Origin of the sequence: Leptospira johnsonii, from assembly GCF_003112675.1 — a bacterium.
GTDB lineage: Bacteria > Spirochaetota > Leptospiria > Leptospirales > Leptospiraceae > Leptospira_B > Leptospira_B johnsonii.
In genome coordinates, this window is sequence record NZ_BFAY01000010.1 from 39,410 (window position 1) to 60,791 (window position 21,382).

Consider the following 21,382-nt stretch of genomic DNA (forward strand, 5'->3'; position numbering starts at 1 on the left):
TCGATTATCTTAAGAAATCGTGATAAGTCACATAGAGGCCCAAGGATAAAAGGAAGAAGAATCCCAATCTCAAAACTTGTTCTTGAACAGCCATCGGCAGAGGTCTACCGGCGATCGCCTCGTATGTGAAAAAAACGATATGTCCACCGTCGGCTACAGGAATCGGAAGTAAATTCATTATCATTAAAGCGATCGAAATAAATGCCACGAACTGAAAGTAAGAATAAAAACCGTCCTCTAAGAATTGAACGGAAACTTTGGCAAGTCCCACCGGACCGGAAACGCTGTCCTTTACCTTCAATCTTCCGGAAAAGATCATACCGAGTCCTCTCAGGTTATCGCTGATCATTTTTCCTACGTCTTTGCCCGATTGTAAAAATGCTTCGCCGAAGGAAAGTTTTCGGTCCATACTTTCCTCTTTTACATGCATCTTAGCAGTAAAACCCAAAAGACCGATTTGATAGAATCCGAGTGTAGTATCCCAGGTCTGGCCCTGGACTTCCAACTGAACTCTTTTGCCGATTTGAGATTGGACAGTTTTTTTGAAATCTTCTAGATCCGCAAAAGATCTCCCATCCATTTTTAAACTTAAAAGTTTGAGTTTGATCTCAGGATCATGGCTCCTAAGGCTAATAGTGCTGATAGGTATCTCCGGATATTTTCTATCTCGGATATCTTTTAATTCCACAACGAAAGCAGCAAGAGGTGTCATTTCCACTTCTGCCTTTTCTCTAGTCCAAGGATTCAGTAGCGGATAAGTCTTACGATCCACTTCTAATTTTACTTTTTCGTTTTGGAATTTCCCAAGAGTGCGTTGCAGTTCCGGAACAGTATGCACTTGGATCCCGTTAACAGATAAGATCCTGTCCCCATCATTCAGATAATCAAGGGCCCTGGATTCGATCGCTTCTTTGTTCAGTCTGGCTTCATGTAAAGCGAGCTCTCTGGGAGAAAGTTTTGGATCTAAAGCAGCCTTCCTTTCTCTCTGTTTTCTATATTCTGCCGCTTCTCCATTCGGATCTAAGAAGGAAAGTTTTTTCAAGAACCAATGACTGAGCATTGAACCATATCCGAAGTCTACTTGCACGAGCCTTTCTCCCGCGAAGTCTACTCCGATCTGAGGATCTGCAAAATGAAATTCTAGTTCTTTTCCATCTCTCTCTACTTTGAGCTGGATATCTTTTCCTCGAGCGAGTCCCAACTCTGATAATAATTCATATTTGGATTCTGTCTTAGTCCCGTTTACGGATACGATCTTGTCACCGCTCCTAAGTCCAGCTTGGTATCCGGAAGAATATTCGTACACTGCAGGCTCTATATAAATTTTAGTCCCGGCGGGAGAGTAACCGATCGCATACAGACCGAAGATGATAAAAAATCCAAGGATCAAATTGAATAATGGTCCGCCGAAAACCGGGATCATTCTTTTAAGTGGAGGAGTGGATAAAAATTCTCCTTTTTCTCCTTTCAATGTTCCACCTTCGTCTCCCTTGAATAGAACATAGCCACCTAACGGTATGCCTGTGACTTGAAAAGTGGTCTCACCAATTTTCTTTTTCCAAATCCCTTTGCCATAACCGATAGAGAAGATCCTGGCCTTCACACCCACGACCCAACCCATGATCAAATGGCCAAGCTCATGTATAAAAATACAAAGGGCCAACATGAAAACGATGCCTAAAATATCTGCTAACATAAATGCACTACCTTATCTTTAGGGAAATGGAAGGCCAATTCTCTAGCCTTTCTATCCGCTTCTTCGTATCCTTCCAAATCACCTGGAAACGTATTCGGGATTTTTTCCAAAACGTTCCGGATCAGAGTTGGGATCTCCGTAAAAAGAATTTTGCCTTGTAAGAATAATTCCACAGCCACTTCGTTCGAAGCATTAAAAATAGAAGGAGAAGTCCCGCCTGCCCTTCCAGCTTCGTATGCCAAAGCCAAACCTGGATATCTTTCCAGATCCGGTTCCAAAAACTCCAGATTCCCCCAAGAAGTGGCAGGATGAGATCTAAGGACTTTCGGAACCACATTAGGATAATATAATGAATGCGCCACAGGAAAGATCATATCAGGATAAGAAGCGTATACAAAACTCGCTCCGTCCTTGGTTTCCACAAGACCGTGGGCTACACTTTGGGGATGGATGACTACTCCGATCTTATCGTAAGAAAATCCGAAAAGAAAATGGGCCTCTATGACTTCCAAGCCCTTATTGATCATTCCTGCGGAATCGATCGTGATCTTAGGCCCCATATTCCAAGTTGGGTGTTTTAATGCCTGTTCAATAGTTACTTTAGGAAGATCTTCTACTGGAAGTTTACGAAAAGGTCCTCCGGAAGCGGTCAGAACTATCCTTTCCAGTGAGTCCTTCTTCATATTTTCCAAAAGTTGGAAGAGCGCATTGTGTTCCGAGTCTACAGGAACCAAATAAGATTTAGAGTTTTCTAATAAACTTCTGATATAGGGTCCGCAGCTTACTAGTGTTTCCTTGTTCGCGATCCCTATCTTTTTTCCGGCACGAATTGCCGCGATAGTAGGACGTATCCCGCTTGCACCTACGACTGCAGTTACAACAGTTTCTGTCTCCGGATCCTGGACGATCTCTTCCAAACTTTTGGATCCGTACAATATATTTGTATTACCGATCTTATTTCCGAGTACGGCTCTATCCGCAGTATCGGAACTGATGCATAGAATATCCGGTTGGAATTCCTTCGCGATAGATTCCGCTTTTTGCAAATTGGAATGAACACTAAAGGACGTTAACCGAAACTCTTCCGGAAATTGGCGGAGTATTTTGAGAGTAGACTCTCCTACCGATCCGGAGGCACCCAGTATAGAGACGCCTCTTTTCATATTGTTATTAGACCGGAAATCCCAGGGCGAGCTTTATCTGGAGATAAAAATAAAGGATAGGTACCGTTAAAAGTAAAGCGTCTGCCCTGTCCAAAATCCCCCCATGACCCGGGATCAAATTCCCAGAGTCCTTCACTTTAGCATCCCTTTTCATGGCGGATTCCAATAGGTCTCCTACGGTCCCAACCAAAGACAGAATTAAAGAAATTAAGAATACTTCTGCGCCGGAAACTAAAGGTGCAACACCTGTGCTTCTTTCCCAAAGAATGTTCAGTACGAATACCGAAACCATTGCAATGATGACCCCGGAAACATAACCTTCCCAGGTCTTTTTCGGAGAGATTGCAAGTCCTGCTGGATTTCTACCGAACCAACGTCCGCCGAAATATCCTCCTACATCTGTAAGGAATGTAGCTACTGAAACTAAGAACACATAGTAGATCCCTTCGTTCATTCCTAAAAGAAGAAGTAAATGTCCGAGTGGAATCGCGGCGTAAACCACTCCTAAGATAGTGGAACTAACGGAGAAGATCGCACCATCCAGAGGCCTTCTCAAAATTTGAAGAAGGAAACTGAATAGGAAAAGTAATACAAACGAGAATGTTACCGCGTCGAAACTAGGCACAAATAATTTGAAATGTGTTTGGAAGAAAATAGGTGGCTCGAACTTGTTCTGGGAAGCTACAAATCTAAAATAATAGATTAATAATATTATAATAAAGAAGAATATCCCGGTTCCTTTGAAAGGTCTTCCGTCTTGGCCTCTATCAGAAAGCCTATAAAACTCCGTCAGACCTATCACGCCCGCTACGATCAGAATACCCAAAGTTTGCAGATAATAAAAATCCCTGTAAAAGATCATGAACAGGTATAGTGCAACGAGCACAGCCGCGGAAAGGATCCTTTTTGTAGTTTCACCCATTCTCTAAACCTCCGAATTTTCGGGTCCTTCCCCGGAACCAATCCAGCGCTTCTCTCAGATCTTTGTCTCCGAAATCAGGCCAAAGATTTTCCGTAAAAAAAAGTTCCGCATAAGCGGATTGCCATAGAAGGAAATTGGATAATCTCCTCTCACCAGCGGTTCTAATCAATAAATCTACCGCCGGAAGGGGGTACGTATACAAATATTTTTCGAGTTCTTTCGTGCTGATCGGTTTTTGGATGGAGATGGACTTCTTCTTTCTTTCTTCCGCTAATCTGGAAAACGCGTTTAAAATCTCTTCCTGGGACCCGTAATTTAAACAAAAGTTCACCGTTAATTTGCGATTTTTGCGGGTGATCTCCGCAGCATGATCGATTTTAGATAAAACCACTGGACTCAGCTTTTTTCTAGAACCGGAATGTAATATCCTGATACCTTTGGAGTGTATCTTGTCCAAACGGGAATCTATAAATTCGACCAATAGATTGAATATGGATCTGATCTCAGTGATCGGACGTTTCCAGTTTTCAGTAGAGAATGCATACAGAGACACTACTTCTAAACCCAGTTCTAAACTGGAATCCAGCAAACGATCTATGGCGTCTGCTCCTGCTCTATGTCCTTCGGATCTGGAAAGTCCTTTTGATGTCGCCCATCTTCCGTTCCCATCCATGATGACGGCCACGTGACGGGGAATTTTCTTTTTGGAAGAAGCCAAACTTAGACCGTAGTGATTTCCTTCTCTTTTTCAGCGGTAACTGCGGATATTTTCTCTATATAAGAATCCGTAATTTTTTGCACCTGGTCTTGCAGAGTTTTCAATTCGTCCTGGGAAATTCCTTCGGAATGTTTTTTAAGATCTTCCATCGCATCCCTGCGGATGTTTCTGACAGCAACCTTCTTCTCTTCCGATTTGGATTTGACCACTTTTGCCAATTCTTTACGTCTTTCGCCGGTGAGTTCTGGGATGATAATACGAATAACTACCCCGTCGTTCGTAGGTTGTAGTCCTAGTCCCGAAGCTTGGATCGCTTTTTCAATATCCTTCATGATCCCTTTATCATAAGGAGAAACTACCAGAAGTCTAGGCTCCGGAGCGGAGATATTTCCCAACTGATTGATGGGTGTAGGAGCTCCATAATACTCCACTCTAAGATCTTCGATCAATGCCGGGTTGGCCCTGCCAGTCCGGACTCCCGCAAAATCCTTTTTAAGGAGTTCCACGGTTTTATCCATCTTGGACTTCATTGCGTTGATTAATTCTTCATTCGCCATCGATCCGAATATCCTCCGAGTTGGAAATTAGGGTACCTATTTTTTTGTCCCCGAGAACCAAATCTTTTAAATTGCCCCGCTTAAAAATGTCAAATACGATTATTGACATATTGTTTTCCATGCAGAGGCTGAGGGCAGTGGAATCCATAACTTTCAATCTACGTTTGATGGATTCCATAAAGGAAATATGAGTATATCTTTTAGCGCTAGGATCTTTTTTAGGATCCGCTTCATAAACCCCATCCACCTTAGTGGCTTTTAGGATCACTTCGCATCCCACTTCTACCGCTCTTAAACTTGCTGCGGTATCCGTTGTAAAATAAGGGTTACCGATCCCGCCTGCAAAGATCACGATCCTTTTCTTTTCCAAGTGTCGGACCGCTCTGCGGCGAATATAACTTTCTGCGATGGAATGGATATCGATTGCGGATTGAACCCTAGTATAGAGTCCTTTTTTCTCGCAGGCATCTTGTAGAGCCAGTGCGTTTTGGATGGTAGCAAGCATCCCCATATAATCTGCGGTTGCTTGGTCCATTCCTACTTTAGCGAGATTTGCTCCTCGGATCAGGTTTCCCCCTCCGACTACTAGAGCGATCTCTACTCCTAAAGAATGAACTTCTTTGATTTCTTCGGCGAGAGAATGAGCTTTATTGCTGTCGATCCCAAACTCGCCCTCTCCGGCAAGAGCCTCGCCGGAGAGTTTAATCAAGATTCGCTTGTACTTAGAAGTTTCCTGAGACAAGGTTTATGCGCCGCCTACCTGGAAACGGGCAAAACGAGCTACGGTGATGTTTTCACCGAACTTCGCGATGGATTCCTTAACCAGATCGTCAACGGTTTTAGCGTTATCCTTGATGAAGGCTTGGTTCAAAAGGCATACTTCAGAGTAATACTTTTTGATCTTTCCAGGAATGATCTTTTCGATCTGCTCCGGTTTTTTACCTTCTTCTTTCAATTGAGCTTCAAGAACCTTGGTTTCACGCTCGATGTCTTCCGCAGGAACTTGATCTTCGCTTACATAAAGCGGAGACATTGCCGCGATCTGTAGACAAATTTCTTTTCCTAAAGCTTCGAAAGCCTCGTTACGCGCAACGAAGTCAGTCTCTGAGTTCAATTCTAAAAGAACTCCGATCTTTCCGTCTCCATGAATATAAGAAACGGTTCTTCCTTCTTTGGTCATACGGCCCGCTTTTTTCGCAGCCTTAGCGATTCCCTTTTCACGCAGCCAATCCGCGGATTTGTCTAGATCGTTATTATTCTCTTGAAGAGCTTTTTTACAATCCATCAATCCCGCACCGGTGCGGTCTCTTAATTCCTTAATAAGGTCGGTAGTAGATGCTGACATTCTCTTCCCTCTTACTCGCCTTTATCGATCTCAATAGTCGCAGCAGGCTCAGCGGCAGCTGGCTCAGTTGCTGCAGGAGTTGGAGCAGCAGCAGCGTCTTCTTTCTTAGGGCTGACAGGATCCTCGTCCATGATGAACTTACCACTTTCGTCGTATTCACCTTGATATTCCAGAGCAAGTGCTTCTGAATCCAGATCTTCGCTGAAACGAGGTTGTTCTACAACTCCTCCAGTTCCTTCGATCACCGCGTTAGACATGGTTTCGAGGAATAAGGAGATCGCGCGGATCGCGTCGTCGTTACCTGGGATTGGATAGTCGATCAATTCAGGATCACAGTTGGTATCTACAACTGCGAAAATTTTAAGACCAAGTTTACGAGCTTCTTTTACAGCGATCTCTTCTTTCTTAGGATCGATCACGAAAAGAACTTCGGGAATGCTGGTCATGTCCTTGATCCCACCCAATGTTTTGCGGAGTTTGTCCAACTCTCTGCGAAGAGATAAAACTTCTTTTTTAGTTTTTACTTCTTTTTCGAAGGTGTTATCTGTTTCCATCCCCTCTAGTTTTTTCAAACGAGCGATGGATTTTTTTACAGTATTCCAATTGGTTAAAAGTCCGCCCGGCCAGCGGTTATTGATGAAGAACATGCTGCAACGGATAGCTTCTCTTTCGATAGCTCCTCTCGCTTGCTTTTTAGTTCCTACGAATAGGACTTTTTTTCCTTCGGAAGTAACCTTCTTTAATGCGTCGTAAGCTTCTTTAGCTTTTTGAACGGTTTTTTGAAGGTCGATGATATGGATCCCGTTTCTTGCAGTGAAGACATAGGGAGCCATTTTCGGATTCCATTTTCTTGTCTGGTGACCGAAGTGTACTCCGGTCTCCAGTAAATTCTTCATGGAAATTACTGACATGAGTTGTTTACCCCTTTTTTAGTACGAAGAACAATGTCGCCACAAGTCCAAGAAGACTTGCAGGGGTAACTTGTGCTTCGACTTTAATTACGTAAAGTTCCAGCCGAACCGGTTCTTGTAAGAGGTAGGCGGAGAGGATATGGACCCCAAAAACGTTGTCGATGATTACTCCGACTACGGCTCCGGCCAAGGTTCCTAATAAGATGGCTAATGCGATTTTTGCCGCTTTTCCGCCGTCCATAGGTCGTTTCGGGCTGGCTGATACCAATGTTCCAGGTTGGACCGAGGGGTCAATCCTTATTAGGTAGGATCATCTCGCAGTTGCCTTCGAAGATCACTCCGTCCGCGATCTGCAGCTTGGCGGTCTTGATGTTTCCGTTTACCTTTCCGCTCGGAAGCATTTCTAACCTTTGGGTAGCGATTACATTGCCTGTGATCTCTCCCCCGACGATTACTGTTCCGGCCTTGATATTGGCCCTGACCTTGGCTCCTTCGCTAACTAATAGAAATCCTTCGGATTCTATTTCTCCTTGGAACTCACCTGAGATCTCCAAGGGTTTTTTGAAGTTCAGGATCCCTGAAAAATGGGTTTCTCTTCCTAAAACAGTGGAAATAGTCCCGAATTCGGTTACAGTGCGGCTGGGTTTGGATGCGGTTGCGGCTTTTTTTGACATGATACCAGATTATTTCGTTTTCATCTCGAAAACCCCATCCCAGTCTTCTGGAGGAGGATTCGCGATAAATGCTTCGCAGCGTCCTATATATTTTTTAGAAGGCCCGTCGTTCGGAGTGATCTCTACTGCTTTTTTGAAAAGCTCCCAAGCTTCCTTGAACTTTCTATTCTTGTACAGTGCGAGACCTTCGTCGTACAATTTCAGAGTTTGTTTAAGAGACTCGGTGACCATTTTAGCTCACTCCTTATAGAGAACGACAACTGCAGTGGAATAATTTTCCGCATGGCTGATGGATACGGAAACACCGCTATAGCCTTTCTCGAGGAACAATTCTTTCGATTTTCCGTGAAGTACCAATTCTTTTTTTCCGAATTCTTTCCCGAAAAGTTCGATTTCTCTCATATCTAGGATCACTTTATGCCCGGGCTCTATGGCCTTGATGAATGCTTCTTTTACACAAAATCTTCCGCTGAGATGAGGAACAGGATCTTTTCTCCCCGAACAGTATGCGATCTCCGTTTCGGAAAATACTCGTTTCAGAAATCTTTCTCCGTGCCTATCGAGTAAGTCTCTGATCCTGGAATTTTCTACTATATCATTCCCTACGGTGATCTTCATTCTTCCTCAGGCTCCGGCAGAGGTTCTTCCGAACCCGGATCCGAGTTTCCATCTCCCCCATCTTCACTTCCGGTTCCACCTGAACCTATATCGGGACGGACCCTATACAGAATGGAAATTCGATCAGGGAAAACTCCCTGGATCTCAACGGATTTTAAACTAGGCGCTTTTTCCAAACGGACTTTCGCGACCACAGGTTTACCATCCGGAAGGATCTTTTTGGTTTTGGGATCGTATTTATGAGAACATACTACACTTGCACTCAGGCCTTTGATGATCTGGATACTTCGCAAAGGAGTTCTGGATTGTAGTTTTACGGAAACTTCCTGCTCTGAAAATTCAGCTTCCAGATTTTTATCCAAGGTCTGGCATTTTACTGGAACACCTAGGACTATACTTTCTCCAGGAGTAGAAGAATCTGCTACGATATTCACTGTTACCGAAACTTCTTTTATATTGTCCCTGAATCTCAAACCCGCAGGAAGATCTGGAACCTTAAATTTCTGAGTGAATGTTTTGGTCTTATCTTTCAGGGAGATAGAAGGAAGACTAACCAAGCGTCCCACCTTATCGAACTCTGAAGGATTTCCCACAACGACAAGACTAGTGGGAGAAACGAAATGAGAAGACTTGATATAGTCCTTAGGAGGGTCTCCTTGGAATTTAGGTTCAAGCACAAGAGTCCTACTTACATTGGACTCTACAATGATCCTGACCTTCTCCTTTCCTGGAATTTTAGAAATTCTTAAACCTGGAGTTGTTCCCCCAAACCGGACCACATTTACGATATTCTCCCCCGGATGAAGATCAGTAGGAGAAATATATGCTTTTAAGGAAGGAGTGTAGAAGTTTACGTAATCTCTCACACCCTCTACCTTAACGGGAAAGGTAGTGTCAGATCCCTTTGCGATGATGAGACCGCCGCTAAGTTTAGGATATTCTATCTTGATGTTTACTTCTCTTACGAGAATTTTAGAATTTTGTAAATTGATATAGAATAATGTGGCAAGGATGACTGATCCTAATTTTGCCTGCCAGTTGTTCAGAAGGGCCTTAATCATTCGACTCCCCTGTTTCTTCCAATTCAAACTTCTTATCCGGATTTCCCGGTCCGGCTTTCTTTTCGTGAAGGATTGTATTCAAAAGATTTTTTAATTCGATCGGTTTGACCGGATGGATCATTTCCCCGTCATGACAGACTGAAATTTCTCCGGTCTCTTCGGAAGTTACTACAATGACTGCATCTGATTCTTCTGCGATCCCGAGTGCTGCCCTATGCCTTGCGCCCATACGTGCATCGTCCAAATTTGTGGCCATCGGCAAGAATGCACCCGCACATGCGATACGGTTCTGTTCTATAATGACTGCACCGTCATGGAGCGCAGTATTCTTTTTGAATATGGTAAGAAGAAGGCTCGTAGAAAGAATTGCATCCAACTGGACCGCCTGCTCCGCGATATCCTTTAGACTATGCTCCCGCACAATTGCAATTAGGGAACCAGTTTTGTTTTTAGCCATGATCTTGGAGGCTTCTACAATTTCATCCAGGTCTGTGGCGGTTTTTAAAAGGAAAGGTCGGAATAATCTTAGCCTTGCCATATCACCGGTGATCTTACGAAGTTCCGGCTGTAGAAGTACTATGATCGCAAACACAAGTGCAGGACGGATATTATCAATGATCCAATCCAAAAGTTCGAAGTTCAGGGTCTGGGCAAAGATCCCGAGCACCCAGATCAAACCGATCCCCAAAAGAAGCTGGACCCCTCTTGTTCTACGGATGGTGGAATAAAATTGATAAATTAAAAAACTAACGATCAGAATATCCAGGATCATCACGATCCCGAACTTATCACTTTGGAATAAACTGATGTTTTTTAAAAAATCCATTCCAAGAACCTTATAACCCTAATACGGAAAACATATCGTAGAGGCCTTTTTCTCTTCCGATCAAAAATTCGGCGGCTTTTACGGAACCAACTGCAAATGTTTTTCTATCCTGGGCCTTATGGGAAATTTCCACCCTTTCTTCCGGAGTAAAAAAATAAACAGTATGATCTCCGATCACTTCTCCCGCTCTGAAAGTATGGATCCCTATTTCTTTAGGATCTCTTTCCGGAAGAATTCCATTGCGGCCATGTACAATATTTGACTCTGTCCTGGAAAGAGTTTCTAAAAGGATCGCTTTTAGTTTTTCCGCTGTTCCGGAAGGAGCATCCTTTTTATGACGATGATGAATGTCTTGGATCTCAATATCCGCAAGATCTCCCATCACTTTCGCGGCGATCTCGGTCAGTTTAAAAAGAAGATTCACCCCGATGGACATATTAGGAGAATACACAATCGGGATCGTTTTTGAAGTTTCTTTTAATAATTCCTTATGAGTTTCCGTAAGACCAGTCGTGCCGACCACAACTGGTTTTTTGAATTCTTTGCAGGTGGATAGAACGTCCGACAAAACTTCTCTGATAGAAAAATCGATCACTGTATCCGATTCGGAAATGGATTTGGAAAGATCGTCAGAAAACAAAATTTCATTTTGTTTGAGTCCGGAATGTAAACCGGAATCCAAACCCAAATAAACGGAACCTTTACCTACTACCGCAGCAGAAAGTTCCGAAATTTTAGATTGGGAAAGAACTTGGATAATAGCCTTCCCCATTCTTCCCGAGGCACCAATGACTGCGACACGATTCTTGCGGGCCAAATCGAATTCCTTATTTATAACCTTTTGCTAAGAGATCGGAAACCGTTTTTTTCAAACGATCCGCTCCTGGACCTGCACTCAAAGAAGTCAGAGGAAGACGTATCTCAGCCGAGCAAAATCCGTTCCAACTCATGACTGCTTTGATCGGAATAGGATTGGTTTCTATAAATGCCAAAGCGAATAGTTCCAAGAAATCATAATGGATCTTTTGAGCACTAGCCACGTCCCCTTTTTGGAAAGATTCCACGAGCTTCACTAAACTTTCAGGGAATAAATTCGAGATCACGGACACCACGCCCTTTCCACCTAAAGAAAGAAGAGGAAGTGTCAGGTTATCGTCCCCGGAAAGAACAGTCATCTTGTCTCCTACCAGAGAGATTAATTTGGACATTTGCCCTAAGTCTCCTGTAGCTTCTTTCATGGATCTGATCTTAGGATGTTCCGAAAGACGAAGAACGGTTTCCGGTAATAAATTTACAGAAGTTCTACCCGGAATATTGTACAACATCACAGGAACGGAAGAATGATCCGCGATCTCTTTGAAGTGAAGATACAAACCCTCTTGGGTAGGTTTATTATAATACGGATTGACTTGTAGTATGCCGTCCACTCCGTCCTTGCAAGCAGCTTCGGTCAGTTCCACGGCCTCTCTTGTAGAGTTGGAACCGGTTCCCGCCACCACCAAAATCCGCTTTTTGACATGTTTCACGGTTTCGCGGATCAGTTCCGCGTGTTCTTCGTGGGAAAGAGTGGGAGATTCGCCAGTGGTACCGCAGGGCACCACTCCGCTTACCCTCGCTTGGATCTGTTTATCCAAAAGAGAAAAATAGGAGTCATAATCTATTTTCCCGTTCCGGAATGGGGTAATAATGGCAGTAAATACGCCTTGAAACATAATATATAAATTCCTGATCCCTGGGCGATTTGGCAACCGTTTAATAGTGACTGCGGATCTGATCCATTCTCCAACTGAGGTAAATTAATACCCCCATTTCTAAAAAGCCGGACCAAACGAATGTGGAAGGAATTCCGATCCGGTCCGAGAAAAATCCGGATAATATCCCTGAGAATGCAGGCACTAAAAGAAAAACCAGACTATAGAGAGAAAGTATCCTTCCCCGGATATGATTTTCCGTATTTTGTTGGATACCAGCCGGGATAAGAGTGATGATCACACCGGTCATAAACCCGAACACGAAAAAGCAAATCACAGTCAGCACCAAACTTTCCGCAAGAAAAGGGATCAGTGAAAATAGAAAACAACTGAAGAGTGCAGATCCGAATAGAATATGCCCCTTCTTCTTTAAGCCATGAAGAAGAAATGTTACTCCTCCTCCTATCACAAGCCCAATCCCAAGAGCAGAAAGTAACGCTCCTCTCATCGACTCGCTTAATCCCATGATTTCCTTAGCATATTTAGGAAGAAGGACCTGGACCGGACCGACTAACAGAACCACTGCGCCCATGAGCAACAGGAACTGAGAGACTAACGGCGAATTTTTTAAGTAAGCAACCAACTCGGAGATCCCAGGTCCGGAAGAAGTTTGACTTCTTTCTCTCATCTGGACCGGGATCAAGACTAAAAAGAAAACGCTTAGAACGTAAGCGGAACCTATACCAATAAAAACGTATTTAAAGGAGAAGTATTCCTTAAAATACCCTGCCACCAAAGGAGCAAGACCATATCCAAAAAGTACAAGAGTGTTCAACCAAACACTATGTTTTCCTATTTTAGAATGTTCTAATAGATCTCCCAAGATCGCAAATCTTCCAGGCATTACAAAGGAAAGTCCGATCCCGGAAAGAACGGAAGACACAAGAAGAAGATACGGTTTTCCGGGAGAGATCCAACCCAAATGTAATGCCAATGCAGCGAATCCGGAACCGCATGCCATGGAAATCTGTGCCGCTGCAAGAAGCCATTTTCTGGAATATTTATCCAATAATCTTCCTGCGGTGAAACTTAAAAACAGCAGAGGAAAACATACGAAGAAGAAAACCCATCCGGAAAATGTATCCGAATCGGAAATACTTTGGGAAAGAATAATGGCGGTATAATTGAACATATTTCCCGCGAGTAGACCCAGGATAGAAGAAAGATAATAGAAAAGAATCACGTAAGAAGATTGTAAAAAATCAACTGCCCCGGCAAGCCTAATCTGTGCCTTTGCCTGAGATAAAATTCGCTCAAATATCGACTTTCGACGTGTTGTTCCAAAGATGAAGTTATTCAAAATTGAGATCCTGGTCACTGGCCTTCTTCTTTTTGCCTGCGGAGAAGAGCCAAAAGATATCCCGAATTCATTCCTTTTTCCTATATTACAAAATATTGACGTAACTCCAGGAACAAACCTCGCTCAAGTAAGCTTCGATACGTTTTCAGCAGACAATCAATTGATCACTTCCTGTGATGTGGACAATTCTTCCGGACAAGGCATAAATGTTGACCTTCCGGATGTATTCCCTTCCAACTATGTGATTAAGATTGAAACCGTACCTTCCGCTTCTCCTTTTACTTTTCCTGTGAATGGGGACTTGGATCTTTATCTAGGTTCCTCTCATAAACCGGATGATCCTACAAACTGCGTGCTGACCAGAACTTCCAATACCATCTTTCGATATTCAGCGACACTCTCGACTAACTGTACCGTGATGGGCCATACTCTTAGCCGTTTGGTGATTGATTGCATTCCTAACTAAACTCGTTCTGTGGAAATTTGCCCTTAAGTGGCAGATCCAAGAAACGAACAGTGTTAAAGACCACTCGGCCTGCCATTGGGTCACCTATATGAGGGATATTCCAAGTATATTACAAAAATTTAATTCTATATCAAACGTTAAATTCTAACAGCGTTCAGTTGGAGTTCCTTCATTGTAATATTACGAATGTTCAATATAGAAAAAATTATTTTCCATTTGGAAATTGACTTCATAGTTCCCTGTTCCACGCTTTGGCTCGAAGAGAATATAGAAATCTACTTCAATAGAGAGTGGAGTTAATTTAAAAATGAACATTCGAAACATTTGGAAAATCCTTAGCGGGACTTTCCTAATCGTGGGGGCTTCTACGCTTTCGGCACAAAGCCAAGCCCAGATGTTTTCCAGACCCGGAGTAATCGGCGATTCCTTAAGCCAGGGTTTTTATGGCGCAACCGTCGAAGAAAAAACTCAAAACTGGGCTTATCCGGTTTTAGTTTCCAAACAAGCTGGCTCTAACGTTTCGTATAACGTGTTAAAAGGGCCTTACTTAAATTTCGAAGACGTGCTCAAAGGTGATTGTGGGGTATTCTGCATTGCTGCTTCCATTATTGGAGGAAACGGATCTACTGTTGGACTTCCAACACATGCAGGGATCACCGGCGCGGATTACACTACGGTTTTACAAACTTCCGGTCAGTGTGAAAATGTCAATGCCACTACTTGGGCCAAGGACTGGTATTGGGAAACTTGGTACTGGTATACTTATCGCTGGGTGCAAGTCCCAGATTGCCAATCTCCGGACAAATTCCATCAATTTGGTTTAAGAAGTTCCGGAACACAAATGCAAGTAATGCAAGCTGTAAAGCCTAGCTTCTTATTTGGGACCGCGGCTGCGAACCATGTTCTTTGTACGGCATTGAGTACTTCTACAGATTGTTTAGACCAAGCAAGATTTCTGAGAGATATCCGTTCTACCATGTCGAAAATGGCCGCAATCGGATCAATCAAGGGTGGAGTTCTGTTCACTGTGCCAAACGTAACTTCTATTGCGTTTTTGGAAAACTACAACGATCCTCAAGGAAGAGTAAACTATTCGGGTTTAAAGGCATTCTTCCGTTCTTCAGTTTCCGATCCCTCTCAAGTTTTGGATAAGAACGAAGTGAACACTATCACAAACTTCTTAACTTCCATAAACAACGAAATGAAGGCTCAAGCTGTTGCGATGGGATTCGCATTAGCAGATCTTAAAGTTCTTTTTGATGATCTGAAAGAGAATGGCCGTTTGATCAAAAGTCCCTCCGGTTATAGCCCAGGTTATGCAAAAGCAAACTGGCCACTTCCTGGTCAGCCTGGTATATTCGGATTGGACGGAGTGCATCCGAATATGTACGGTCATGCGGTTTTTGCAAACGAACTGATCAAAGCGATCAATTCCAAATACGGTTATTCAATTCCTCAAGTAAGCGAATACACCGCTTGGTATTACGATTCCTTAAATCGTAATCCGGTCGACCTGAAAAAATTCCTGACGGACACTCTGTTCGGTCAGTTTATTTCTTGGGTCATCGGAATTTTCGTTTAAAATTTCGAAAACATTTCCCGCTCACTCAGGGCGGGAAATAATCTAAATTCAATTTTTCTAATTTAAGTTTCCTATTTTATCATCATGCAATTCTTTCGTTCTTATTGGCCCTGGATCTCAGGCGCAATCATTCTTATTATTTGTATTCTATTTATCTTTTGGCCGGAAAGAAAAACGAATTCTCCTAGTTTAGGAGAAGAGGCTTCGGAAGTCGTAGATCGAAAATACGGTAGCGGCAGCTTGGAATTTCCGGATGCTCCCCACCCTTTCGAAGAAGATCCCGATTTAGAAGGTCCAGCCAAAAGACTTTGGCCTGCCGCTTTTAGAGAAAAGAAATCGGAAGAAGAAAGAGAAAAGATCAGAGAAGAATGGGTCGATTTTGCCGCAAGATATCCTCGTAATATTTATATTCCAAGCGAATTTCGCCCTCAGCTCACTTCTGAAGATGAGAAAAAAGCAAGAGAACAACTAGATAAAGTCACTTCTGCAGAATCTAAGTTTGCATTATCTAAAAATGCAGGAAGATACGCCCAACCTGGATCCGTCCCGACTCGTCCGAGCGATCCGAATGTAACTCCTGAAGAACAGAAAGCTTATTTTTCTTATAAAATTTCCGAATTAGAGTCCAGGATACAATTGGTCCAATATGCAATCCAACAAGGCAGGATGGACGCCTCTCAGATCCCTCAGGCAAATTCAGATATTGCGTCTTGGCAGAAAGAATTGCAGCAATTAAGACAAGTTTCCGAATCGGTCCATAGATAATATTTATGAAGTTTAAATTATATTCTGTTTTTATGATATTCCTTATAGTCTCCATGGGAGGGGTAGTCGTTTTCGGTTTGACTCTTGGATGTTTCGGCCCTCCTCGGCCGGACCTTTTACCGGAAATCCAGGAAGAAGAAGGTCCTAGTTTAGAACAATTGGCATCCGATCTAAAAAGTCAAAATCCAAGAACGAGAGCCCAGGCAATTTTGGAATTAGCTTCCAGAAACGAAAAAAAATTCATCCCAATTGCTCGGGAATGGATGAGATCCTCAGAAGAGATCACAAAAGGTCCCGCAATCTTGGCTTTGGGGATCTGGAAGGATAGATCTTCTCTTCCTGAAATATTAAATTTTTTAGATCCAAAATCGGGTATCGATCTAGGGACTATTTTAGAATCCATATCAAGAATGGAAGATCCTCAGGCAGGAAACCGTGTAGCTGCCCTTTTAAATCATGAAGACGCGAGCATCCGATTATTGGCAGTGGACACCTTGGTTCGGATCGATGCAAGGCAATCCGGAAAGATCATCTTAGCCTCGGCTAAATCCAATAAGGATCCAGACAAAGCCAAAACATTCGCAATGGCATTAGGAAAATTGAATATTGCCGAAGCGGAAGATTATCTTACTGACATAGCTTCACATTCGGAGCCTGGACCTACTTTAGCGGCTTCATACTTAGCCTTAGGAAAGATCCGAAGCAAAAAGTCGATTCAACTTTTAGTAAAAGCTTTGCAGTCGGATTTTGATAAGGGAAGGGAAAATTCTTCCATTGCTCTCATAGAGATCAAAGATCCTAAAATTTTACCTTTAGTCCTTCCTATTTTGGAAAACCAAGATAGAGAAATCCGATACAGAGCGGCTGACGTTCTGATCGGAGTCACCAATCCTAGTTTTTCTTCCCGAATTTTAGAAGTTTTGGTCAAAGGTAAAAATTTAGCTAAAGCGCCGGCTTCTCATGTTTTAGGTCGTATCAAATTCTACAAAGCAAGAGAAGAGATTGAAAAAGCATTATTAGACCCTAATATTCCGGACAGAGAGATTATCGCTCAGTCATTGGGATACATTGGCGATAAAAAAAGTATTCCAGTCCTTGTTAAAATCCTGAAAGAAGATCAAACAGAGGCAAAATATGGAGCCGTTTGGTCACTAGGTGCAATAGGTTCTGAAGAAGCTCTACCTTATGTAGAAGAGGCTTGCAAATCCAGCGACCAAAAACTTGCCAAGATCGCTTCCGAAAGTTTAGGAATGATCGCTTCTCCTAAATCCTTGTCTCTTTTAGATAAAAAAACGGAAGATTTTCCGGATTTAGCTCCTATCACGCTTGCCGCAGTCACTTCTATCCCAGGAGAGGAATCTCGAAAAATTTTGGAAAAATATGCAGAAAGTGAGAATATCAATCTCCACCAGGTAGCTGTCTCTCAGTTAGGAGCTAAAAAAGATCCAGCAAGTGTGCCGGTTCTAATTCGATTACTTCAAGAGAATTCGACATCTCGAAATAGAAAGTTGATCGTTTCCGCTTTAAAATCGGTTACTGGATTGAAATTCGCTTCTAAAAACGAATGGGTTAATTGGTATATATTAAATTTTTCTAAAAAACATCCGTAAGTTTCAAAAGAATTGGATGTTTCGGATCTATCACCAGCGCTTTTTCGGCGAATTTTTTGGCTTCTTCCGTTTGGTTTAAGTTTTTATAAATATCCGCTAAGTTGATCAAATTATTCAGATATTTCTGGTCCAATTTGTAAGCGATCTTTCCGAAATATTCAGCCTTTTGAAAATCCTTATTCAATTTGCTTGAATAAGACGCGTAATATTGGGATTCCAATCTATTCGGATTTAAATTCGCGGCTCTTTCGAAAGATTTAGATGCGGAAGAAAAATCTTTAAGCTTCAGATAGGATTTTCCAAGCATAATGAAGAATTCTTCCTTATCTGAGAAAATTATTTTGTATTCATTCAAATAATCGACGATAGGAGAATAGGATTTTTTCTTATAGAGGGTATTAGCCTGTTCTAATACCTCATTCAGAGAAATTTCGTTTTTTACTTGGGGATCTACTAGATATTCTAATTTCAATAGAGTAAAATCGTCTGTCAATTCTCCAAATTTCAGAGTTCTTTCGTATATTCCTTTTAGATCTGCATTCGATTCTTCTACAGTTCTTAAAAATTTGGTTTCGTCCTCGTTTACAATCCTACCTCTTTCGTCGTTTCCAAGCAATACATCGTCCTTACCATCCGAACCCAATATGAGTATATCATGCTTCCTTAATTGAAAAAATTTTACGAAGAAGTTCTCCTCGTTTCCTGGAATACCTATCTTACGTAATGTAAGTTCATTTTCCAAAAATCCTGCAGCTCCATCTCTATACAATACTGGCCAAGGATGTTCTGCGTTGATATAATAAAGTGCTCCGGTTCTTTCATTCAACAAACCGATCACTACGGAAATATACATGGAACCATCAAAGGATTCAAAAATACTTTGGAGCTCTAGAAAGGATTCTTTTAGCCAGGATTCAGGAGGTCTCGAATATCCGCCGTTTCGATTAGTCCTGGTCAATAGGGACCTGAAAACTGTTCCCATCACAAGTGCCCCACCCGCTCCTTGGATGGATTTTCCCATCGCGTCTCCGTTTACAAATACTGTGTATTGTTCACCTTGGATGGCAATATTTCCGGAGATACTAATATCCCCACCTATTTCATAATGTTTCTCTTTGAACAAAATAGACTTTTTCTGTTTGGAAAAGAAATCTATCTTCAATGAAGGACTTTCAGTATTGTTCGTAAACAACGGACGAATCAGTAGAGAAGTTAAAAAATAATCTCCATCTTGTTGTGTCTTCAGTTTGTTAATATTTGATAGGGACTCGTTCAACTCTTGGGTTCTTTCTTCCACCTTATTTTCCAGATGTTCATTCAGTTCTTCTACTTCCTCGTTCAATCGTACGAATTTGTTAGCGAGGATGGTGGCAATACTGATTATAAAGAAAAAGAATGCGTAACCCACAGTCCTAGGAAAAACAAACAGGTTCCGATTGGACATCGTATCCAAAATCGTAGACAAGACTACGACAAAAACTCCGAGCAAGATGAGTAATGCATCCCTATCTTTCGTTCTGATCTTACGGATCAAATAATAAAAGATCAGAACAATATAAGCCGCCCAGCCAAGCTGCACCGCGGAACTATTTAGCTTATTGTATAAAAGTATATTATTCGAAATAAGATAGAAGAGTATAAAAATCCCGTAAATTACATCCAATCCATTGATCAGCCTTCCTCTTGGAAATTTAAAATAAGATCGAATAAAATTTGTGAAAATAGGAATAAGAGAAGTAAGAATAATATATTCCGTCTTTTTCATATATAAGAACGGAATTCCCAGCTCGTATTTGATCTGGTTTCTGAGAAATTGATATATTACTAGAAAGATAGTAAAGAGTCCGAAATACAGGTTTTCGGTATCCGTCCTTCTTCTTATAAATAAAAATAGAAAATATCCTCCTACGGTGAGATAGATCATCAATAGCGCGATTTTGGTATATTCCGCTCTATAATAATTTCCTTGGATCAGACGAGTGTCACCGATCTCAGTTCTGTCTTGCTCTATTCCAGCTTCCGGATGAAAAAACTTTTTCACTTCCAGTACCAGTATATTCTCCTTCCCACCTCGGATCAGCCCAGGTGGAATGGAATATATTCTGATTCTATCATATGCTTGTGGCTCAGAAGAATTCATGTCCCCTGTTTCTCCGATCAGTTCCCCGTTCAGATATGTTTTATCCTTATCCGTCAAGGTTCCTAAACGAACAGAGATCCCGGCCGCCTTCCAAGTTTCGGGAGCAATAAATTTCTTAATTATATAAACTTTATGTATCGATTCTTGAGAAACTCTATATACACCCGGGGCTTTGTATGGATTTGTTTTGATCCCCGGATCTTCTCCATTTAAATATGAAAAAGAGAATTGTTTTGGATCCAGAACTTCTTCCGTAATTTCCCAAGTATGGGTGTCTGTGGAATTTAAGCTGACAATTGAATCGAAAGATGAGATCTTTTGGATCTCTTCAGAGAGAAGTACGTTTGGAAGAATTAGAATGGATATTAGGACAATTGCGGAACGGATCTGCATCAGATTTTCCTTGGATTGAAAAATTGGATTTCAAATCTACATCCTCTTATATCTATAAAATCTAAACCGACTTTAGGCTTAATAAATAACAGAAATAAAGAACGATGTTCGGGATTTTCGGATGCGAGCTTATATTTTTCGACTTGCGGACGTTAGCTTAAAATTCTGATTTTATACAATTCCCACAAGTACATTTTCGGGAGATAGATTACAACTATGTGTATTAGTTTCGGAATCTACATTCCGTAAGATTCCCCCCTCAAGGATTAAAATAGTTTCGCCCAAAAAATCCCAAGAACTCCTTAAGAATTTTCGAGCGAATCTATCGTAAAATTTTATCCGTTGCAGGAAATAAAATACAGAACAACTGCAATCAAAGGAGGAAGTCCTTGGATGATCGCAGCTCTTGCCATCGCAGGCTTAGAAACTAATAATACAAGACCTGCTCCAAAAACGGAAAGACAAGAGAATGTCAAGATTGCAGGAGCATAACCAGGGTGGATCTCGAAAAAGATCGCTCCGTATAATGCACCGATCGCAAGAAATAAATTATAAAAACCTTGGTTCAAAAAGACAGCCTTCATTGCTTCAGCCGATTTTGTATCCGTTACTCCGAATCTTCGGTGAATACGTGGACGCATCCATAACACACTTTCCATGATGAAAATCCAAACATGTAATAAGCCAACGATCCCGGCTAAAATTCTTGCCGCTAAAATCATTCAATTCTCTCCCTGGATATAAACCCGGGGGAGTTTTAATGCGGTATTCTTTTTTGTAAAGAGGAATCTTATTTAAATTAACATTCGTTCGATAAAGAGCGTCCAAGGAATAGCTTTCCGCGCATGAGATCGTATCCGATTTTCCTCTGTTTTCGTCTGACT

At 41.9% G+C, this 21,382-nt stretch carries 23 protein-coding genes; 4 read left to right on the forward strand and 19 right to left on the reverse strand.

Features of this window, described 5'->3' with window-relative positions; translation table 11 throughout:
• Positions 1-4: 4 nt before the first annotated feature.
• From LPTSP_RS08660 to LPTSP_RS08740, 17 genes are read right to left on the reverse strand one after another with little or no spacing between them, the layout of a single operon-like run.
• Positions 5-1,696 carry a site-2 protease family protein gene (locus tag LPTSP_RS08660; RefSeq protein WP_108928422.1) on the reverse strand — a complete coding sequence of 564 codons (1,692 nt, stop codon included), beginning with the start codon at positions 1,694-1,696 and terminating at the stop codon, positions 5-7.
• A complete protein-coding gene (dxr, locus tag LPTSP_RS08665) occupies positions 1,690-2,859 on the reverse strand; it encodes a 1-deoxy-D-xylulose-5-phosphate reductoisomerase (protein ID WP_108928423.1) in 1,170 nt (389 codons plus the stop codon). Before dxr ends, LPTSP_RS08660 begins: the two co-directional genes overlap by 7 nt.
• Before the next feature lie 7 nt (positions 2,860-2,866).
• On the reverse strand, positions 2,867-3,781 hold the full coding sequence (locus LPTSP_RS08670) for a phosphatidate cytidylyltransferase (RefSeq protein WP_108928424.1): 915 nt from the start codon (positions 3,779-3,781) through the stop codon (positions 2,867-2,869).
• Complete coding sequence (locus tag LPTSP_RS08675; protein WP_108928425.1) at positions 3,774-4,499, reverse strand: isoprenyl transferase; 726 nt, start codon at positions 4,497-4,499, stop codon at positions 3,774-3,776. Before LPTSP_RS08675 ends, LPTSP_RS08670 begins: the two co-directional genes overlap by 8 nt.
• Positions 4,500-4,501: 2 nt before the next feature.
• Positions 4,502-5,056: a ribosome recycling factor gene (frr, locus tag LPTSP_RS08680; RefSeq protein ID WP_108928426.1), complete on the reverse strand. Its 555-nt coding sequence runs from the start codon at positions 5,054-5,056 to the stop codon at positions 4,502-4,504.
• Complete coding sequence (gene pyrH, locus LPTSP_RS08685) at positions 5,046-5,798, reverse strand: UMP kinase (protein WP_100768834.1); 753 nt, start codon at positions 5,796-5,798, stop codon at positions 5,046-5,048. The genes frr and pyrH overlap by 11 nt, the downstream gene beginning before the upstream one ends.
• Positions 5,799-5,801: 3 nt before the next feature.
• A complete protein-coding gene (gene tsf / locus LPTSP_RS08690; protein WP_108928427.1) occupies positions 5,802-6,401 on the reverse strand; it encodes a translation elongation factor Ts in 600 nt (199 codons plus the stop codon).
• A gap of 11 nt (positions 6,402-6,412) precedes the next feature.
• Positions 6,413-7,312, reverse strand: a complete 900-nt coding sequence (rpsB, locus tag LPTSP_RS08695; protein ID WP_108928428.1) for a 30S ribosomal protein S2 — start codon at positions 7,310-7,312, stop codon at positions 6,413-6,415.
• 7 nt (positions 7,313-7,319) lie between these two features.
• Complete coding sequence (locus LPTSP_RS08700) at positions 7,320-7,580, reverse strand: hypothetical protein (RefSeq protein ID WP_174704450.1); 261 nt, start codon at positions 7,578-7,580, stop codon at positions 7,320-7,322.
• 22 nt (positions 7,581-7,602) lie between these two features.
• Positions 7,603-7,986, reverse strand: a complete 384-nt coding sequence (locus LPTSP_RS08705) for a bactofilin family protein (protein ID WP_100709399.1) — start codon at positions 7,984-7,986, stop codon at positions 7,603-7,605.
• 9 nt (positions 7,987-7,995) lie between these two features.
• Complete coding sequence (locus LPTSP_RS08710; RefSeq protein WP_100768838.1) at positions 7,996-8,217, reverse strand: tetratricopeptide repeat protein; 222 nt, start codon at positions 8,215-8,217, stop codon at positions 7,996-7,998.
• Between the two features lie 6 nt (positions 8,218-8,223).
• Positions 8,224-8,604: a holo-ACP synthase gene (gene acpS / locus LPTSP_RS08715; RefSeq protein ID WP_108928429.1), complete on the reverse strand. Its 381-nt coding sequence runs from the start codon at positions 8,602-8,604 to the stop codon at positions 8,224-8,226.
• The gene (locus LPTSP_RS08720; protein ID WP_108928430.1) at positions 8,601-9,665 is read right to left on the reverse strand and encodes a YbbR-like domain-containing protein; all 1,065 of its coding nucleotides are present in this window, start codon (positions 9,663-9,665) and stop codon (positions 8,601-8,603) included. Before LPTSP_RS08720 ends, acpS begins: the two co-directional genes overlap by 4 nt.
• Positions 9,658-10,491, reverse strand: coding sequence for a diadenylate cyclase CdaA (gene cdaA, locus LPTSP_RS08725; RefSeq protein WP_108928431.1), 834 nt, complete (start codon positions 10,489-10,491; stop codon positions 9,658-9,660). Before cdaA ends, LPTSP_RS08720 begins: the two co-directional genes overlap by 8 nt.
• Before the next feature lie 10 nt (positions 10,492-10,501).
• A complete protein-coding gene (gene dapB, locus LPTSP_RS08730) occupies positions 10,502-11,308 on the reverse strand; it encodes a 4-hydroxy-tetrahydrodipicolinate reductase (RefSeq protein WP_108928432.1) in 807 nt (268 codons plus the stop codon).
• A gap of 10 nt (positions 11,309-11,318) precedes the next feature.
• Positions 11,319-12,203, reverse strand: coding sequence for a 4-hydroxy-tetrahydrodipicolinate synthase (gene dapA, locus LPTSP_RS08735; RefSeq protein WP_108928433.1), 885 nt, complete (start codon positions 12,201-12,203; stop codon positions 11,319-11,321).
• Between the two features lie 40 nt (positions 12,204-12,243).
• Positions 12,244-13,425 (reverse strand): MFS transporter, encoded by a 1,182-nt coding sequence (locus tag LPTSP_RS08740; RefSeq protein WP_108928434.1) that lies wholly within the window; start codon positions 13,423-13,425, stop codon positions 12,244-12,246.
• Between the two features lie 103 nt (positions 13,426-13,528).
• On the opposite strand from LPTSP_RS08740, the gene LPTSP_RS08745 reads away from it, so the two are divergent.
• From LPTSP_RS08745 to LPTSP_RS08760, 4 genes are all read left to right on the forward strand, one after another.
• The gene (locus LPTSP_RS08745) at positions 13,529-14,008 is read left to right on the forward strand and encodes a hypothetical protein (RefSeq protein ID WP_108928435.1); all 480 of its coding nucleotides are present in this window, start codon (positions 13,529-13,531) and stop codon (positions 14,006-14,008) included.
• 307 nt (positions 14,009-14,315) lie between these two features.
• The gene (locus tag LPTSP_RS08750; protein ID WP_108928436.1) at positions 14,316-15,590 is read left to right on the forward strand and encodes a hypothetical protein; all 1,275 of its coding nucleotides are present in this window, start codon (positions 14,316-14,318) and stop codon (positions 15,588-15,590) included.
• An 84-nt stretch (positions 15,591-15,674) separates the two neighbouring features.
• Entirely contained in the window at positions 15,675-16,355 is a 681-nt protein-coding gene (locus LPTSP_RS08755; RefSeq protein ID WP_108928437.1) for a hypothetical protein, read from the forward strand.
• The gene (locus LPTSP_RS08760; protein WP_108928438.1) at positions 16,352-17,965 is read left to right on the forward strand and encodes a HEAT repeat domain-containing protein; all 1,614 of its coding nucleotides are present in this window, start codon (positions 16,352-16,354) and stop codon (positions 17,963-17,965) included. Before LPTSP_RS08755 ends, LPTSP_RS08760 begins: the two co-directional genes overlap by 4 nt.
• Here LPTSP_RS08760 and LPTSP_RS08765 read toward each other — a convergent pair.
• The gene (locus LPTSP_RS08765; RefSeq protein ID WP_108928439.1) at positions 17,949-20,498 is read right to left on the reverse strand and encodes a SpoIIE family protein phosphatase; all 2,550 of its coding nucleotides are present in this window, start codon (positions 20,496-20,498) and stop codon (positions 17,949-17,951) included. The two genes, LPTSP_RS08760 and LPTSP_RS08765, sit on opposite strands and share 17 nt — an antisense overlap.
• A 335-nt stretch (positions 20,499-20,833) precedes the next feature.
• Positions 20,834-21,220, reverse strand: a complete 387-nt coding sequence (locus LPTSP_RS08770; protein ID WP_108928440.1) for a DUF1304 domain-containing protein — start codon at positions 21,218-21,220, stop codon at positions 20,834-20,836.
• Positions 21,221-21,382: the final 162 nt, after the last annotated feature.

Coding starts and splice junctions, on each gene's coding strand:
- LPTSP_RS08660 (WP_108928422.1), bottom strand. CDS start 1,696: ATGTTAGCAGATATTTTAGGCATCGTTTTCATGTTGGCCCTTTGTATT.
- dxr (WP_108928423.1), bottom strand. CDS start 2,859: ATGAAAAGAGGCGTCTCTATACTGGGTGCCTCCGGATCGGTAGGAGAG.
- LPTSP_RS08670 (WP_108928424.1), bottom strand. CDS start 3,781: ATGGGTGAAACTACAAAAAGGATCCTTTCCGCGGCTGTGCTCGTTGCA.
- frr (WP_108928426.1), bottom strand. CDS start 5,056: ATGGCGAATGAAGAATTAATCAACGCAATGAAGTCCAAGATGGATAAA.
- tsf (WP_108928427.1), bottom strand. CDS start 6,401: ATGTCAGCATCTACTACCGACCTTATTAAGGAATTAAGAGACCGCACC.
- rpsB (WP_108928428.1), bottom strand. CDS start 7,312: ATGTCAGTAATTTCCATGAAGAATTTACTGGAGACCGGAGTACACTTC.
- LPTSP_RS08705 (WP_100709399.1), bottom strand. CDS start 7,986: ATGTCAAAAAAAGCCGCAACCGCATCCAAACCCAGCCGCACTGTAACC.
- LPTSP_RS08710 (WP_100768838.1), bottom strand. CDS start 8,217: ATGGTCACCGAGTCTCTTAAACAAACTCTGAAATTGTACGACGAAGGT.
- acpS (WP_108928429.1), bottom strand. CDS start 8,604: ATGAAGATCACCGTAGGGAATGATATAGTAGAAAATTCCAGGATCAGA.
- LPTSP_RS08720 (WP_108928430.1), bottom strand. CDS start 9,665: ATGATTAAGGCCCTTCTGAACAACTGGCAGGCAAAATTAGGATCAGTC.
- cdaA (WP_108928431.1), bottom strand. CDS start 10,491: ATGGATTTTTTAAAAAACATCAGTTTATTCCAAAGTGATAAGTTCGGG.
- dapA (WP_108928433.1), bottom strand. CDS start 12,203: ATGTTTCAAGGCGTATTTACTGCCATTATTACCCCATTCCGGAACGGG.
- LPTSP_RS08745 (WP_108928435.1), top strand. CDS start 13,529: ATGAAGTTATTCAAAATTGAGATCCTGGTCACTGGCCTTCTTCTTTTT.
- LPTSP_RS08750 (WP_108928436.1), top strand. CDS start 14,316: ATGAACATTCGAAACATTTGGAAAATCCTTAGCGGGACTTTCCTAATC.
- LPTSP_RS08755 (WP_108928437.1), top strand. CDS start 15,675: ATGCAATTCTTTCGTTCTTATTGGCCCTGGATCTCAGGCGCAATCATT.
- LPTSP_RS08765 (WP_108928439.1), bottom strand. CDS start 20,498: ATGCAGATCCGTTCCGCAATTGTCCTAATATCCATTCTAATTCTTCCA.
- LPTSP_RS08770 (WP_108928440.1), bottom strand. CDS start 21,220: ATGATTTTAGCGGCAAGAATTTTAGCCGGGATCGTTGGCTTATTACAT.